This is a genomic window from Colwellia piezophila ATCC BAA-637, from assembly GCF_000378625.1.
Lineage (GTDB): Bacteria > Pseudomonadota > Gammaproteobacteria > Enterobacterales > Alteromonadaceae > Colwellia > Colwellia piezophila.
In genome coordinates this window covers 151,786-168,561 of the sequence record NZ_KB905160.1, presented here as the reverse complement: position 1 = coordinate 168,561, position 16,776 = coordinate 151,786, and the positions used below count along the sequence as shown (strand labels likewise).

Sequence of the window (16,776 nt, the reverse complement as noted above, 5' to 3'; positions counted from 1 at the left end):
AGAGGTTATTCGCCTTGATACTGCACTAAAGAGTAAGGCTTAATATTAAGGGCCACTAAACGATTTTCACCACCTAAGTCAGGTAGGGAGATTACAAATCCTGCATCTGCTACTTGTGCACCTAGACGTCGAATCAATTTTGTCGTTGCTTCAATAGTGCCACCAGTAGCTAGTAAATCGTCAATGATCAATACTTTGTCTTCTGGCTTTAGGGCATCTTGATGAATTTCTAAAATATCTTCGCCATATTCCAATTGATAAGCTTGCGCAAAGGTGTCACGGGGTAACTTACCCGGCTTCCTTACTGGAACAAAGCCGATATTTAACGCTAAGGCTAACGGAGCCCCAAAAAGAAAACCACGAGCTTCTGTGCCAACGATTTTAGTAAAACCTTTATTCTTGTAAACATCAGCTAATAGCTCGATGGTTAACGAGAAGGCTTCGGCATCCTCTAATAGACTGGTGACATCACGAAACATGATACCTTTTTCTGGATAGTCTGGTACTGTGCGGATCGCATTGATTAACTGCTGCTGTTGTATATTATTCATGAAAGTATATTAGAAAGCTTTGATTTAGCTTTATCTGATAGTAATAAATAGATAGACAGAGCATAAAACAATTCATGCTGTTTTTATAGCGATAAAATAATAGCTTGGCTGTTATTAGCCAATAACCTGCAGCGTATCGCATTCATAGTTGGTAGCGGTAAGCTCAGATAACACCGCAATAAATTGTTCGGTATCAATTGGCTTATCAATCGCTTTATCAAAAAGAGAAAATTCTGCCAGACCTTTAATACTTTCCATGCCCTGGGTAGTCATAAATATGACTTTCGCACCCGCTAATGCAGGATTGTTTTTAATATTCTTAGTAAGCTGTAAACCATTCATTAATGGCATTAAATGATCAATCACAAATAGATGATAATTTCCTTGTTGTACTTTCCCTAACGCGTCTAGGCCATTAATGGCCTTATCAACATTATGCCCTTGTGAGCTGATTAACTCACATAACATATCCTGAACTGCTTTATTATCATCAACAACTAATATATTCATATACAACTTTTTTAACAGAAATACCTAATTGTCGCGGATTTTACCCTAAAACTATTACAGTATATAGGGTTATCTAAAATCAGCTTAGGCAAAAAAAATCAGCTGTAATATAAACGGCACATTTATGTATAAACTCTGTGCCAATGGATACTCACCCCAACAATAAATTACTTATTTCGATAATTTAAGTTGTTTACGTTTTGGGGTAGTTGAGCTCTTCGGGTTAATATAAACACTACTGGCATTGGGTCTTGCCCCTTCTACCCACGGCGATGTAGGTGCAGGTTTACCGGTTTTTTTCTTAGCATAACTCTTTTTATCATAAGTCGTTTTGGCGTTACTTGCCGGTGACTTAGCACTACCTTGTGCTGGACTTGTTATTTTACTGGTCCTTTCAACATGATATTTTTTATCAATAGCCTGAAGAAGATTACGTAAAACTTGGTCTTTACATTCACGATAGTGTTTATGGTCAACTTTTCTTGAAAAGGCACTTAATTCCGCCTTACCCAGGTTAAAGCCTACCTCTTCTAATAAGGAGATTATTTGTTCAGCTTGCAGGTTCAAGGCAATTTTAAGTTTTGTTAAAATGATATTATTTGATAAACGTTTTTCAGGTATAGCTTGAGCACCAGGCTTTTTGCCACGCTTTTCATTAATGAAGCCATTTAAAAATACAGCTAACTTGGTATCAAAAATAGCAACGAAGTCGCTATCATCATCCTTTTTCAGCCATTGACTGATCTGCTCACGGCTAACCTCTTCACCTGTAGAGGCAAAGATAGCTACCATTTGTTTATCATTAAAGTTAAAGGTATAACGCAAGCGGCGCAAAATATCATTATTGTTCACAGTTGTATCCAGTACATAAGCATAAGCATAAGCAGGCTATTATACGCTAATAGCTGACAAATCAGTTAATGAAATACTTCTCGGCTAAAGTTAAGGTGCTTTCCTTGGGTCATTAATGCTTTAAAGGATGCTTGGCTGATGCAAATCAAAGTTTCATGATCTCCCGACTCAAGATAAACTTCACTTAGTTGCTCTAATACTTGCTCGAAAACCATATTTAAATGATAAGAATCAGGCGCTGGAGGTATAGCCCCATGACTACAATCTGAAAACTGTTGATAGACTTCTTTTTCTGTCATTAACCGGTACACACCATGTAAACTATCATTAAGCGCTGACAGGTTAATTTTATTCGCTGCGGGCAATATTGCCATAAGTTTCTTATCATCATGATTTATTAACAATACGGCTTTGGCTAATTGCTTTAATGATATGTTAGCCGTGATTGCTGAGCCAACAGAGCTATTACTATGGAAATGTGGTAACAACTTAAAGGGCATGCTCTTTTCAGTCAAGTAGCGAGTAAGTCTAGTTGAAGTGTTCATATAAACCTCGGATTTAGTTGAGACTCTGTTAACAGTATAGCCATAATCACTGCAATTCACTTGCCTAACAATTTTATTTTTGTCACTTATTAGAGACATAAAAAAAGGGCCTAAGCCCCTTTATTTTATATCTCTAATTCTATTTCACTAACTCAATTAACCACCACACTTCTTACTTTTGTCTTTCATTTTACCTTCACCACATTTACCTTTTGTGTGGTCTTTCATTTTACCTTCGCCGCATTTCCCTTCACCACACTTGCCTTTTTTATGGTCTTTCATTTTACCTTCGCCACACTTGCCTTTTTTGTGGTCTTTCATTTTACCTTCGCCGCATTTCCCTTCACCACACTTGCCTTTTTTGTGATCTTTCATTTTCCCTTCACCACACTTGCCTTTTTTATGGTCTTTCATTTTACCTTCGCCGCATTTACTGTCTGTATGAGCGGTAACAATAGTGGCAAGTTCATTCGCTGCGAATGGGTTTGTTTCCGCTTTTGCAGCATTACTGGCAAAAAGGCTAAAGGCTAGCAAGCTAACTACCGCGACTAATGATGATTTTTTAACTATTTTCATGATTTATTTCCTTTTGATTTTATTTATTTTTAAACTGTCTCATTATATTTGAGATTTAGTTATATGACTTTTTAAATAGACCTGTAACGTTAAGTAAAAATTTCATCCGCAACGAATTTTAGTTAATAAAAAGCCAGCTATATCTAAAAAGATATGCTGGCTTTATCACAACGCTGCATTTATAAAACTCTATTAGATGCGAACGTTCTTTCTTCTAGCTGTGTCAACAATAAAGCTTTTCCAACCCTTCGCGGACTTACGTGCACTAGGATCTTTCATTGCTATTTGAATAGCTGCATAGGCTTTCTTGTACTTCTCAAGATAGAAATACGATTCAGCAATACTCATATGAATTCGGCCTTGATTAGAAACACCTAACTCAAGAGCTTTATTCAAAGCAACAATAGCTTTAGCAAACTGCTCATCTTGTTTTAGCAACATACCTTGTTTACGATAATGCTTAGCACTATTAGTCATTTTGGCTAATTCACCGTAATAACCTGCTGCTTTATCAATATGTTGTGCTGAATGCCAAGCATTAGCCAACGTGGAGATATTTTTATCATCACGTTTAATTAAACCTGAAGCAATATATTTCTCTAATAACATCGCCGCCTTATAAGGCACTTCTGTTTGAGAGTATAAGCTTGCTAAAGTTTTAATTTGGCCTTCTTTAGTCAAATGACCAAGCTTATAAGCTAAATCAAGTGTTTGTGCTGCTTTATCATAATCTTCAACCAGTAAATAAAACATTGGCAGTTGAACCCACCACTGCTGTTTCTCTGGGAAAAGTTGAATAACCGTTTCCAACACCTTAACTGCTTCTTTATACTTTTTACGTTCGTAATAAGAAGTAATCTTTAAGATATACGGGTTTTGGTTCTGTTTATCACCAAAAGCAACAATGGCTTTATCAGCTGGCACAATAACCTTATCTAATTGCTTTAATGAGTAATACGCATTAGCAATTTTTATATAGGTTTGTCCATCTTCTTTACCAGAGAAATCCATCCAAGCATAATAAGCTTTTAACGCGCCTTCAAAGTCTTTGGTTTGCATTTGCATGTCACCCAATAACTTTAAAGACTCGCTTTGATCACCTTCATTAAGGATATCTGGCTCAATAGCTATTTTTAGATAATCAATGGTTTTTTGCTCATTATCACCTAACTGAGCATACAAAATGGCAATCATGCGAGCAACATAGGCTTTATCATAAGCTTTTGAAGCATCAACCTCTAACAATATAGCTAAAGCACCTTTGACGTCGTCAGCACTAAAAGCTTCAAAAGCTTTTTGTACTTTTTTGCCAACACGAGGACCAACTAGTTGAGTCTTACGCTTCTTTTTCTTCTCAACTTGTTCTGCACCGGCAGCTTCTGCATAATTTGCTAAAGGTGCCTGAGCAACAAGTAGCGAAGCGACCACAACAAGAGAAGTTGATAATCTTTTAAGTTTTAAATTTTTAAACACTAATTTATTAAACATAACTAATCAACTCCCATCTTGAAGTCAAGTTGCACGGTTAAGCCTTTTTGTACTAAAGGTTTACCATCAACAACTTTCGGCTTGTATTTCCACTTCCTAAGTGCACGTCGAGCTTCTTTATCGAAGACACGCTTAGGTTTAGCTTCAAGTACTTTAACATCTTCAACACCACCAATTTTATTGATAGTAAAGGAAAGAATAACGTAACCTTCTTTACCATCTCTAGCAGCTTGAATCGGATACTTAGGCTCGATACGAACAATTGGTGTCGCATCGCCATCACGTCCCATACCTGCTCCAGGAGCATTCAAACCTGTTGATGCACTAGACATCTGTACACCTGGCATATTGAAGCTTATACCACCAGTATTATTGTTGGTTTCAGGCTCCGGCGCTTGTTGCTTCGGTGGCGTTTTAGGCGGCGGAGGCGGCGGTGGTGGTACACGTCGTCGCTGTTCTGCTGCAGACTTTGGCGGCGTAGTATTTACTTCTACGATAATATTGTCTTGTTGATCTTCTTTATTTCTATCACCGCTAGAAACAAGAAAAGCCATAAAAGCAAATAAGCCAAAGGCAACAAAAGCGCCTAGTAGTATTGATCCTAAAAAGCGAACCATATACTACCCCTTAGCAGCCGCGATAGAAATTCGGTCTATGCCAGCATCTTTTATTGCATCCATTACTTTAACAACCACACCATGTTTGGCATCTTTGTCAGCTTGAATGATAACAACATCGGTAGGTTGCTCAGCAAGTAATTTTTCAATTCTTGCGCCAACACGTTCAATGTCTACTCGACCTTTGTCTAACCAAATTTCACCATTTTTTCTAATGGCAATAAAAATATTGGCATTTTTCTGTTTAGTTTGGTTAGCCGCTTTAGGCTTATTAACTTCAATACCAGCTTCTTTTACAAAAGAAGTGGTTACGATGAAGAAGATCAGCATGATAAATACGATGTCTAACATCGGTGTCATATCAATCATTGCTTCTTCGTCCTCACGGATTTTTTTACGTGCCATGAATAGTTCTCTCTAGTGATGAGGTAAACTGTCAATCAGTTTAGCCTTTGCTAGTTTAAGTTTAGCGTCTAATCTTGAGCTAAAGAACACACCAGATAGCGCTGCTACCATACCCGCCATAGTCGGAATAGTTGCTTGCGATATACCAGCGGCCATTAGACGCGGATTACCAGTACCTTGTTCAGCCATAACTTCAAATACGCCGATCATACCGGTTACTGTTCCCAGTAGGCCAATAAGAGGACACATTGCCACTAAGGTTTTAATGGTAATCATGTTCTGTTCAAGTTTTACTGCTGCTTCGGAGATCCAAGTTTCTCTAATTCGATGTGCATACCAAGACGTAGTGTCCTTGCGAGCGTCCCAATTAGCGATAATACTATCTCTAAGTTTTGGGTACTCTGATGATAAGAACCAAAAACGTTCTATCATCAGTATCCACATTAATAAGAGTGCGAAAGCAACAGCATAAAGTACGTTGCCACCTGTCGCAATAAAACCCCTGACAGATTCCCAAAGCTCTATCAGGAATAACATTATTTAGACCCCTTCTCTGCGATTGCAGCGATTAGACCAGCGCTTTGCTCGTCCAATTTTTGTAAAATAGACTTACTTTTACCAGCAACAATTGAGTGTAATAAGATAAGTGGTAATGCACAAATCAAACCTAATGCCGTAGTTACAAGAGCTAGAGAGATGTTACCCGCCATAATTTTCGGGTCACCGGTACCAAACAACATAATTGTTTGGAAAGTCATAATCATACCGATTACTGTACCTAATAGACCCATTAACGGAGCAATAGCAGCAAACATTTTGATTAAGTTAACACCACGGTCAACTTGCGGGGTTTCACGAAGTATCGCTTCATCAAGTTTCAATTCTAACGTTTCAGCATCTGCTGATTGGTTATCATAGAAAACTTTAAGCAAACGACCTAGCGGGTTATTTTCATTTGGCTTATCAAGGTTTTTCTCTTGTGCCTTAATACCAGCACCCATACCGCCTAGAACGATTAAACGTTCAAGTACGATAATAATACCAACAATGAATAATACTGTGATGGCGTAACCAACTTCTTTACCTTCATGGAAGAATTGCTCAAGCGTTTTCTTACGTGTTTCAAGTGATAAGATACCACCTTGTGAAGGATCGACATAAAGCGGTGCATAACCAGAAGTTAGACCAGAAAAGTTTTCTGCTGTTTCATTGATATAGCCCGGTGGCAGCTTAGGTAGCGGCTGAACTTGGCCAACTTCATCATTATAAGTTAAGTAACCTCTAGCAGAAATTAGGTTGAATGTACCAATACGAGTAATCGTTTCAGTAGATTTAGTACCATCTAAGTTAGTTACATCAACACTAAATTGTGAGATTTTTCCAGACTCAGTCATTTCTGTTTGTAAAGCAAACCATAGTTCTTCAAGGTCAGAAATACTTGGAATTTCTTTTGAGTTAGCGATACGGTTTAGCGTCTCACCACGGTTAGGAAATTCAGCACTTACAATTGAAGTACTAATTTGACCAAAAGCATTAGCGGCCGCTGCACGTGAAACACCAAACATTTCGCCTAAAGTACCAGTGGCATTGTCTAGTTCAACAGACTTTTGATTGATAGTAATTTCATTAGCGGCATATTCGTTAGTTAATCGTTTGTTACGAGTATTTTGATTAACTAATTCATTTTTAGCTTTAGTTAATAAAGCCGATTTATCAGCACGAGCTGATAAAAATTCAGCTTCACGTTTTTTATCAAGCTTAGCTTCTGATACACGATCAGCTTTTACTTGTTTAAGTAAATCATCTAATTGATTTGCTTGAGTAGTTGCTACAAAACCAGTCGTTAAAGACGCTGCTAGCAATACAAAATTTAAAACTTTTTTCATTATTTCGCTCCTGCTGCAAAGATTGGTAGTCTAGTTAGGTCCATTGGCAACTGTTTACGAGCCATACGGACAGCATCAGTAATAGGCTTTAAATACTCATCACCTAACTCATCCCATGAACGTGTTTCATTGTTCCATAACCAAGAATTCTTCGCATCAAGTGATTGTGCAACTAAAGCAATTCGGCCCATATGAACGAAATCAGCAGTTAAAGTACGATCACCAAGGTCAAGTTCGCCTTGATATGCGTCAAAAATACCACCGTAACTGGCTTCAATTTCATAGGCTTCAAGTACTAAACGAAATTGCTCAGAAACAGTAACGTTTGAATCGTTCATTACATCACGAAGATTAGCAAGACGCTCTTTACGACGTTCGATGTTCATTGGCATATCTAATTCAATGAATTTATCAAGAGCGTCAATCATTTTGTACATTAGTGGTACAACGCCTTGCTTAACGCCATCAATACTATCAATTTGCTTTTGTAATGAAGCAATTCTGGTTTTTTGATCATCAACCATACGTTGAACGTGGTCATTATAACCGCGTAATACGTCTGCTTCGTCGACAGTATTACGATAATCAGCAAGAAGATCTTGCGTCTGCTCGTAGATGCTGTTGATTTTATTTTGTGACTTTGCTGATTGCTTGAAGATTTTCGCTTCAGCTTTTTGAAGGTCTGTTAATACATCAGCAGCAGCGATATTGCTACCCGCTAGTGCTAGTGCGCCAACCATCGCTGTTGCGATAAGGCTTTTCTTACTTACTTTGGACATAGTTCCCAACCATTGCTATTTTTAATCTTAATAACCTGTTCAAACAAAGGATTTGCTAGAACGTCGATTACCGCGAATATAAAAGTCTGTCGTTTTTTTAAATGTAACTTTTTATGAATACAACTGAGCAATAATCCCAAATGACAGCAGAGCTGTCAAGGTGAGACTGTAAAGACGATGTATTAAATTTTAACGTTACACATATTAATAACGCTAAAATGTATCGTTTTGCTAACAAAATTACTCAAATCACCTTAAGTCATTTGAGGGACAAAAATTTTGTAGAGGTATGTTTTACTAACATCTTCGTAGTAAGTCAAATTTATTTGAATAAAACGTTTAAAAAAGCGTCTGTTTGGAAAAACTGTGGTGAGAATGGTTGATAGTTGCGCAAGTATTGCCTAGAGTGAAAGCAGAAAAAAAATAAGGCACGCTATGGCGTACCTTGTTTAAGTGATGTGGATTACTATTATGCGCTACATTCCACATCACTTGTTTTCCATACCGCAGGGGCCCAGTACTCACCCGTTGCAAACTTATTTCTATTTTTACGAATATATTTTGCTCCTAAGGAATATTTCTTATTAGCTTCTACTACAAATTCAATTAAATGATAATTTTTTGCCTCGCCACGACGACGAGTAAGTGACGCTTCAGTTATATGCTCTTGTACACGTATTATGTGCTTACCTGCTGACAAATTAAAGCTTCTAGATTTAAGGCTGACAGTTTGACCATCAATTGAACCAATACTGGCAAAGTGCATATTACGCGTTGATGGTGGCTTATTATATAAAACAATCTCGCCACATCCTTGAATAGTTGCAGCCTGCCCTGAAGGCTCTGCGACTGGAGTATTCTCTTGTGCTGATACTGAAAAGGTCATAGACATCAATAAAGCGGCTGACAAAAATAGTTTGTTATTCATTGTAATTTCCTTATTTAAGTTTCATTGAATATTACGCATAGATTGAAGTATTAAACAGTCAATTAATGTAAGTAAACATTCTCCTTGAAACACTTTTGTAACAATATCGCCAAAATACAATCAAAATCCCCCTAAGACTTCACTGCCGATATTTGACAAGCAATTTTACCCTGCGGGTCAATCACGTCCGTTAATGTAAATGCTATCAAGCCATTTTTTAAGAATATATCAGGTAATGCAGCCAGTATTTCTTTTGATAAAGCCGCATCGACCATTGAACTTAATCTAGCCTTATGACTTTGTAAGTCATACTTATACAGTTTTAATGCGGCAACTTTATCGCCACTTCGAGCACTTAATAAGTACTTCAAAAACCCTAGGAAATCACTTTCTCTAAAGGCTACTTCATAGCTATTGGCAATATAGCCAATATTATCATTAAGCTTATGTCTTGCCTCTTCTGCGCGTTCACAAGCGACTTTATAAAGGCTTTGTTCTTCACTGCTGTGTTGCTGACTGTTTTTCTGCCGTACAGTCAGTGCATCAACCAGCACTGATAGATTATCCAAAACATTCATTGGTTTAAACATTTCTATTAGCATATGCAACTCTTGTGCATTGCTTTTGATTAACATGGAATCATGGCAATGACAGACGAAGTTAACTTGGCCGCCAGTGACAAGTACCCTTGCGGCCTCAGCAATTGATTTATTAAATTGACTATACTCTATGCCAAAATTAGAAATGACATGGTCAAAGCTCTGATTTTGAAACGGTAACTTTTCTATATTAATTTCAAAGGCTAAATTAACATTTTCTAATTCAAAGAAGCCATCCTCTGTGTGGATTTTAGCGTAATCAACACCTGTTAAGTTTATATTACAATTATCATTGAGGCAGGCTTTAGCTAACCTCAATAACGAGGCGTTTCCAGTGCAAAGGTCTAACATTCGGCTATTTGGAGTTAAGGTCTGGAAATAATCGAGCCAAACATTTTTTATTGTGCCTTCATAACCCGCGGTAAAAGCAGAGCCAAAAGATGTTTGATGCCCCTGAGACCAATAGTCACTCCAGCATTCACTGTTTTCTTTATTATTATTTCCCATTGAAAACCCTAAAAATATTATATTTACCTTAAGTAAAATACTTAATAACACAGCCCTAGTTTATCAATTATCAAATAAAAAAAAAGACCCTAAAAGGGTCTTTTTATATTCAATTCTAACTAGTGCTTAGAAAGTAATTGAGTAACGTACCGTGAATTCACGACCGTAGTTGTTGTAAAGATCAGGGTTTTCATACTTACCTGTAGAAGACAATATTGGATCTTCATCAGTAAGGTTATTAATACCTAACATTACTGTACCAATATCACCTGCGTCATAGGTATAACTAAGGTTATGGATTAACCAAGAATCTAATGTACCTTCTTCTTGCTTCTCATAAGTAGAGCCAGTGTAGTTCATGTTCCAACCTAGACGGTGATCACCAATCGTGTAAGTTGTAGTAAATACTGACTTTAATTCAGGGTTACCAGACCAACCAGCAGTGTTAGTAGCGTCACCACCACCTTCAGTTTCAATGGTGTAATCTAAAATGTAGCTGTTAGTCCAGTTAAGACCAAAGTCACCAAAACTAGTTTCAAAACTACCGTTAAAGGATAAATCAACACCTTCAATTGTCATTTGGTTACCGTTACCTGTACCTGTACCAACTTCTAATGCTTTACCAATTTGGCCTTGTGCATTATCAGGAGCACGTACAACGTAGAACGTTTCAGTAGGTGCTAATGTACCTGCATAAATACCATCAATTACGTTAGTTGTTGAGCGCTGAGTTATAACGTTATCGATGTTTAAGCTGAAGTAATCAAGTTTCACACCAAAGCTATCGGTAACATCCCACGCTAAACCTAAGTTTACATATTGAGAGGTTTCAGGGCCTAAGTCTGCATTTGGACGGATGTAAGTATTAACTTGCTTCTCAGGACAATCTACTGCTGATTCTCCACGTTCTTCACAGTACGGGTAATCCGTTGTATCTGCTGCGCTGAAAGTAACGGCTGCATATAAATCATCAAGTCCTGGTGCACGGAAAGACTCAGAGTAAGAAGCGCGAATAACTAAACTTTCAAGTGCTTGCCAGCGAATACTTGCTTTAGGTGAAACATTGCTACCAAAGTCAGAGTAATCATCGTAACGTGCTGCAAGGTTAATTTCTATGTCATCTGTAACAGGCAGTGCAGCTTCATAAAACATTGCCATTACTTGACGGTCACCACCAGCAGAGTTACCCGCAGAGCCACCAATCAAACCAGCTTCTGATTGACCATCATATACTTCATTAAATACAGTATCAAAATACTCAATACCTACGTAATGAGCAACTTCGCCACCAGAAAGTTCAAACATGCTAAAGCCTAAGCCAGCATTATATTGATGAAAATCAGACGTACCTTGGGTTAAGGTCGTTGCTTTCATGTTGTTTTGACCAGTTTCTGAACCTAATGGAATATCATTTTTTTCGTTGTACGCAAGACCAGCATAACTTAAGTAGTACTCACCCATAGACTTGTTATCAGCCTTGTTATAGTGATAGTACACTTCCCAAGTTGCATCGCCCCAGTCAAGTTCACCACGTAAACCCGTTAAGAAATCTTGGTTATAATCATGAACGTTACCGTCACGGTTACCAATACCAACCCAACGGTATAAACCTAACGAAGCTTCACCATCGTCAGGATATGGGTTGTTTGCACTATCTGCCGCGATATCATTCCATTGTGCCGCTGGTGGTGCATAACGACCAAAAGAGTTATTTTGCGTAAACATTACACGACCAAACCACTCAACATCATCAGATAAATCGTAATCTGCATCTAAGTAAATAGTATTACGTTCAGTTGAGGCTTTGTTATATGAAACATTACCGTATGCGAACATACAGTATTCAGAGCCTTCACTCCAATCATCATCAGCAGCTGTTCTTTTAAAGGTATCAGTACCATATTCAGCTTCTAGTGCATCACAATTACTTGCAGCCATGGCGGTAGAGAAATCAGGGGCAAGTATTGTTGCACCATAGTAACTCCAACCATCAGTTTCATTATAAGCTTGGATTGTTCCGTCGCCATCTAAATCTCTCTGCCATGGCGAAGTGAACTCACGGTCCGCATCAGCAATACCATCACGAGATTGATGATCGATTGAGAACGTTATGCCACCTTTATCAGTTTGAAAACCACCGATAATTGAAAATTCTTTACTTGTCATGCCACCATCGCGTTCACGACTACCAGCACCAACATTAAATTCTAGGCCTTCAAAGTTCTTCTTCATGATGATGTTAACAACACCAGCCATTGCATCAGAACCGTAAGTTGAAGAAGCACCATCTGTTAAGATTTCGATACGTTCTACAGCTGCCATAGGAATAGCGTTTAAGTTAGCTGAAGAACCACCCAATGTAGGAGAACCAGGGAAACGCTTACCATCGATTAATACTAGAGTACGGTCAGAACCAGCACCACGTAAATTGATAGTTGCTTGAGATTGCGCTGAGCTACCTGAACGTTCAGAGAAAGAACCAAAAGAGTTAAGGTTTGAGTTACGAAGTGCATCAGCAACCGTTAAGTTACCTTCCATCTTCATATCAGCAGCAGTAATTATAGTTACCGGTGAAGCACCTTCAAGGTCACTACGTTTAATACGTGAACCAGTTACTTCAATTTTTTCGACTTCTTCTGCGCCTTCATCAGCTGCTGCTGCGAAAGTTGGTGCTGCGATTGTTGCGGCTGCGCCGGCACCAAACATCATTGCTAAGCGTATCGCTTTAGCTACTTTACTATTGTTATACATGTATACTCCCTGGATCACGTAGGTGATTTGGTTGTTTATTTGTTTGTTTTTATTTTGAAAAGACTCAAGGCTATGCTGCCTCGTTTATCTTTTATCAAGTCGTATGACCTGATCTGTCCGCTAAGATAGTAAACGGGAAATACTTGAATCGTCAACACTAAATATAACCAAATGGTAATATTTATAACATATGGACACATTTGAACACATCCGCACACGTAATAAAACAAAGTAAGAACAACAAGGTAATGCATTGTTGTATAAGGATTATATTGTAAAATCACCGTTGAAAAACAATTATAAAACCCTGTTAATTTAATATTTAAAAAAAAGTTAAATATTAATTTTACATTTTAATAACAACTACACTTATAACCAACAATTACAATTAGTTAGTCAAAATACACATTAATTGCCGTCTATCCTTCCAGTATAAAAACAAATCCCATCATTAATAATTTAAATTTTATATATCAGGTAGTTATCACGAAAATAAACCTAGGCGTATACTTATAATTACATAATTGCACTTTTGTGATTCCATCTAATTACACCTGTAGCAAAATTTAGCCATTTACAGAAGTTTTGCATGCCTGATTTAGCTTTTTTCGCATTTTGCGTTACAATTGCGCCTCTTATTCCCTTTATCGCTGACAATATGCACAACAATCGACATGAAATAGCTATTCAACGTTTATCAATACTTCTTGAGCATTTATCATTACAAGCCAAGCAAACAGATCAATTAAATAATAAGCAGAAATCACATCGTTTTATCGAAAACAACAACCTTTTCTCTCAGCACCTCTTTAGCACTGAAAGTGATAAGTTTTCTCATTATGTTGCAGAAATACAAAAGCGACTGCATGAATTTTCCCGCTTATCTCGCTTAAGTACAGACAATTCAGCTAAAGCTGAATTCGCCATGTCATCGCTACAACAAATAGAGCAACAAATTTCATCCTTAAATAATGCCTTACAAGCAAACCAAGTAATGCATCAGACAGCCCAGGTGAGCTTTGATGCCAGAAAAAAAGTGCGGATGAAATCAGCAAAAGCGGCGCAATTAAAACAAAGTGAAAAATACCGTAAACTGGCTGAAACAGTTTTACTGTCAAGCCATCAACTGTACCAGCAGTTAACTGAACATCAAGAGTTTGAAAGAAGGTTAATGGCTATGATAAGTGAACGTGAGCAACAACGCGTTAGAAGCAAAAGCGCTAATATCGACAAACTGTCTCAGGAAGTGCTTGCTTTACACCTACGTTTGGGCCGATGCCGTAAAGCAATTAGCGCTATTGAACGTAACATTGAATTAGCAGAAAAAAACAACTTAAGGTAGCCACCAGAGATAACAACCAAAGCCGTAGGGTATATATTCGCAATTTGTTTTAACTCAGGTTACTCTTTGATTAACTTTATTAAGTGTTGCTTACCTTATTGATAATAAAAAGAGGTTGTATGAGAATTTCAGATGATATCCATAACTATTATGAAAAATTAGTGATGCAATATTTTGCTTCAGCAAAATTTGATGAAAAATATGATGATGACTTTATTGCTGATTTAACCTGTGTGGTTTTGAATCAACTACCAACTCGTTACATTCGTCATGAAGTCGATATGGCTTTTTATTTACCGCCATCAGAGCGTTTTGAAATGGGGGGCAATGTAAAGAAAGCAGTTTCTCAAGCGCTTGAGTTTATGAGTGTAGATCGGATGGGGAAGTAAGTTACTGTAGATATTGGGTGGCGACCCCATCAGCCACACCTCGGCACATGAGTCGTCTGCTGCGGTTGCTTCCTTCCGGACCTGGCCGAGTTCACAGTGTATCATTGCGAGGGGTTCGGCCTTTTAGTGACCAATAACCACATCGTGTTAATTAACATAAAATTGTAGCAAAAGATTACCTACAATATAGTATAGATTTGTCATCAATATTTTGGTTCTCTTGAGTTAGCCTATATGTACGTTGAGCAGATAAATTTAACCTGTGTGTTGCATCCATCGGTTGAACTCAAGCCACAAAGCCGACCAAATTTAGGCACGTATTTATCACAATAAATAGTCCGCTTTGCCACCACTGCGGACATTAACCAGTGAGAGTTTAAAGTTAATTTGGATTAGATTTTGTATCGATAACGCCCCAATTATGAGCCAAATATTAAAACGATAAAAATATTTCTTTAAAAGTAGAGGAAGCTCAATGAAGAATATTAAACGCTGCTCTATTAATTTACTATAATTCCCCTTTATTCTTCCAAATATATACTACGAGCATTTTATGTATAAACTTATTGTTTTCTTATTACATAAATATCAAGCTTTACTTGTCCCCTTAATGTTGTTGAGTACACCTGCTGTTGCCGAGAATACATATTCAATATACATTGATGCAGATTTTAGTGGTACCCAATCTTCTAGCCTGTCAATTAAACAAGGCATTAATACCGCTTTAGCCGAAGTAGATTTCAAAATACAAGGTTATATTTTTGATATTGTTCTCAAAGATCATAGGGCTAACCCATTAGACAGCAGAGAGAATCTTCAGTCCTTTTTAAATGATGATAACGCTTTAGTCGTTTTTTCTGGCTTGCATTCACCTCCAATATTGTCCAATAAATCTTTTATTAATAACAACAAAGTGTTGCTATTAGATCCATGGGCAGCAGCAGGCCCCATCACTCGAAGTACAGACATTGAAAACTGGATATTCAGATTATCCATTGACGATACTAAAGCCGGAGCTTTTATTAGCCGCTGTGCTTTAGCCGAAGGGTTTAAAAAACCGTTTATTTTACTTGAAGATACTAGCTGGGGTCGCTCTAACCACAAAGAGATAGTTTTAGCTTTAAGGGGGGAAAACATTAATCCTAGTGGCATTGACTGGTTTAATTGGGGAGTAGAAACAACTCATGCCAAATTGATGCTGAGTAAAATTACAGAATCGGGTGCCGATGTTATTTTCTTCATAGGTAATGCTCCCGAAGGAATATCTTTCGTTAATGCGATGATTGAATTACCTAAACATTTTCATCTACCAATTCGCAGTCATTGGGGAATTACCGGAGGAGATTTTACCGAGAAGACTACATTATCTACCCGAGAACAATTGGATCTACAATTTATACAAACTAAGTTTTCATTTTTAAATGAGTCACTTACACCATTCGCAACATCTGTGTTAATACAGGCAATAAAATCCAATAAATCTATAGCAAGTAAACACGATATCAAAGCTCAGACAGGTTTTGTTCATAGCTATGATTTAACCAAATTACTTATTGCAGCAATAAACCAAGCGGGTTTAACGGGTAATAAAGCTATTGATAAAAAGGCGATCCATAAAGCTTTAGAAAATTTAAAACATCCAGTAATGGGCTTAGTTAAAGAATATAATCAACCGTTTTCTCCATACTCAACTAGTCGTTTAGATGCGCATGAGGCATTAGACACAAAAGACTATGCTATGGGGTTTTATGACTCCAATGGTGAGGTATTAATAATCAAAAAGGAATAAAAAGAATTAAGATAAAGGCTACCCCCTTTCATGAGACATACTAAAAGGGCTATATAGCGCACTTTTTTGACGTTAGCTTTTTGTAAGGGTAAAACTGCCAGTGTTCATTGCACTAAGGTCACTAGCTACCCTTGCATTCACCAATTGAACTCAAGCCACAAAGCGGTCTTAATTTCGGCTTAAATTTATCACCAAAAATAGTCCGCTTCGCCACCTAAGCAGTCGTTCAGTATTCATCTTGTAACGCTCATTATTTGGGCAT

At 37.6% G+C, this 16,776-nt stretch carries 17 protein-coding genes and 1 other RNA gene; 3 read left to right on the top strand and 15 right to left on the bottom strand.

The window, feature by feature from the left end:
- Nucleotides 1–5: 5 nt before the first annotated feature.
- The 14 genes from apt to F580_RS0100750 form a co-directional block, all read right to left on the bottom strand.
- Nucleotides 6–551, bottom strand: coding sequence for an adenine phosphoribosyltransferase (apt, locus tag F580_RS0100815; protein ID WP_019025794.1), 546 nt, complete (start codon nucleotides 549–551; stop codon nucleotides 6–8).
- Nucleotides 552–665: 114 nt separating this feature from the next.
- A complete protein-coding gene (locus F580_RS0100810; protein ID WP_019025793.1) occupies nucleotides 666–1,061 on the bottom strand; it encodes a response regulator in 396 nt (131 codons plus the stop codon).
- Nucleotides 1,062–1,232: 171 nt separating this feature from the next.
- Nucleotides 1,233–1,913, bottom strand: a complete 681-nt coding sequence (locus tag F580_RS27205) for a DUF1456 family protein (protein ID WP_019025792.1) — start codon at nucleotides 1,911–1,913, stop codon at nucleotides 1,233–1,235.
- Between the two features lie 65 nt (nucleotides 1,914–1,978).
- Entirely contained in the window at nucleotides 1,979–2,458 is a 480-nt protein-coding gene (locus tag F580_RS0100800; RefSeq protein WP_026301159.1) for an aminoacyl-tRNA deacylase, read from the bottom strand.
- Between the two features lie 156 nt (nucleotides 2,459–2,614).
- The gene (locus F580_RS0100795; protein ID WP_019025790.1) at nucleotides 2,615–3,034 is read right to left on the bottom strand and encodes an HvfA family oxazolone/thioamide-modified RiPP metallophore; all 420 of its coding nucleotides are present in this window, start codon (nucleotides 3,032–3,034) and stop codon (nucleotides 2,615–2,617) included.
- A 192-nt stretch (nucleotides 3,035–3,226) separates the two neighbouring features.
- Nucleotides 3,227–4,522 (bottom strand): tetratricopeptide repeat protein, encoded by a 1,296-nt coding sequence (locus F580_RS0100790; RefSeq protein ID WP_019025789.1) that lies wholly within the window; start codon nucleotides 4,520–4,522, stop codon nucleotides 3,227–3,229.
- Nucleotides 4,523–4,524: 2 nt separating this feature from the next.
- Nucleotides 4,525–5,139, bottom strand: coding sequence for an energy transducer TonB (locus F580_RS0100785; protein ID WP_019025788.1), 615 nt, complete (start codon nucleotides 5,137–5,139; stop codon nucleotides 4,525–4,527).
- Between the two features lie 3 nt (nucleotides 5,140–5,142).
- Nucleotides 5,143–5,544, bottom strand: a complete 402-nt coding sequence (locus F580_RS0100780; RefSeq protein ID WP_019025787.1) for an ExbD/TolR family protein — start codon at nucleotides 5,542–5,544, stop codon at nucleotides 5,143–5,145.
- A 12-nt stretch (nucleotides 5,545–5,556) separates the two neighbouring features.
- A complete protein-coding gene (locus tag F580_RS0100775) occupies nucleotides 5,557–6,081 on the bottom strand; it encodes a MotA/TolQ/ExbB proton channel family protein (RefSeq protein ID WP_019025786.1) in 525 nt (174 codons plus the stop codon).
- Nucleotides 6,081–7,430: a MotA/TolQ/ExbB proton channel family protein gene (locus F580_RS0100770; protein WP_019025785.1), complete on the bottom strand. Its 1,350-nt coding sequence runs from the start codon at nucleotides 7,428–7,430 to the stop codon at nucleotides 6,081–6,083. Before F580_RS0100770 ends, F580_RS0100775 begins: the two co-directional genes overlap by 1 nt.
- On the bottom strand, nucleotides 7,430–8,209 hold the full coding sequence (locus F580_RS0100765; RefSeq protein ID WP_019025784.1) for a DUF3450 domain-containing protein: 780 nt from the start codon (nucleotides 8,207–8,209) through the stop codon (nucleotides 7,430–7,432). The genes F580_RS0100770 and F580_RS0100765 overlap by 1 nt, the downstream gene beginning before the upstream one ends.
- Before the next feature lie 469 nt (nucleotides 8,210–8,678).
- Nucleotides 8,679–9,137, bottom strand: a complete 459-nt coding sequence (locus tag F580_RS0100760; protein ID WP_019025783.1) for a hypothetical protein — start codon at nucleotides 9,135–9,137, stop codon at nucleotides 8,679–8,681.
- Between the two features lie 131 nt (nucleotides 9,138–9,268).
- Complete coding sequence (locus tag F580_RS0100755; RefSeq protein WP_019025782.1) at nucleotides 9,269–10,243, bottom strand: class I SAM-dependent methyltransferase; 975 nt, start codon at nucleotides 10,241–10,243, stop codon at nucleotides 9,269–9,271.
- Nucleotides 10,244–10,369: 126 nt separating this feature from the next.
- Nucleotides 10,370–12,994 carry a TonB-dependent receptor gene (locus F580_RS0100750; RefSeq protein WP_019025781.1) on the bottom strand — a complete coding sequence of 875 codons (2,625 nt, stop codon included), beginning with the start codon at nucleotides 12,992–12,994 and terminating at the stop codon, nucleotides 10,370–10,372.
- Nucleotides 12,995–13,583: 589 nt separating this feature from the next.
- Between F580_RS0100750 and priC the strand changes: the two genes are divergently transcribed.
- Together priC and F580_RS0100740 are read left to right on the top strand one after the other, a co-directional pair.
- Entirely contained in the window at nucleotides 13,584–14,336 is a 753-nt protein-coding gene (priC, locus tag F580_RS0100745; RefSeq protein ID WP_019025780.1) for a primosomal replication protein PriC, read from the top strand.
- A gap of 119 nt (nucleotides 14,337–14,455) precedes the next feature.
- The gene (locus F580_RS0100740; RefSeq protein WP_019025779.1) at nucleotides 14,456–14,725 is read left to right on the top strand and encodes a late competence development ComFB family protein; all 270 of its coding nucleotides are present in this window, start codon (nucleotides 14,456–14,458) and stop codon (nucleotides 14,723–14,725) included.
- A 24-nt stretch (nucleotides 14,726–14,749) separates the two neighbouring features.
- On the opposite strand, the gene ffs is transcribed toward F580_RS0100740, so the two are convergent.
- An RNA gene (gene ffs / locus F580_RS25810) (signal recognition particle sRNA small type) lies at nucleotides 14,750–14,846 on the bottom strand.
- A gap of 432 nt (nucleotides 14,847–15,278) precedes the next feature.
- Between ffs and F580_RS0100735 the strand changes: the two genes are divergently transcribed.
- A complete protein-coding gene (locus F580_RS0100735; RefSeq protein ID WP_019025778.1) occupies nucleotides 15,279–16,514 on the top strand; it encodes an ABC transporter substrate-binding protein in 1,236 nt (411 codons plus the stop codon).
- The last annotated feature ends 262 nt before the right edge of the window (nucleotides 16,515–16,776 follow it).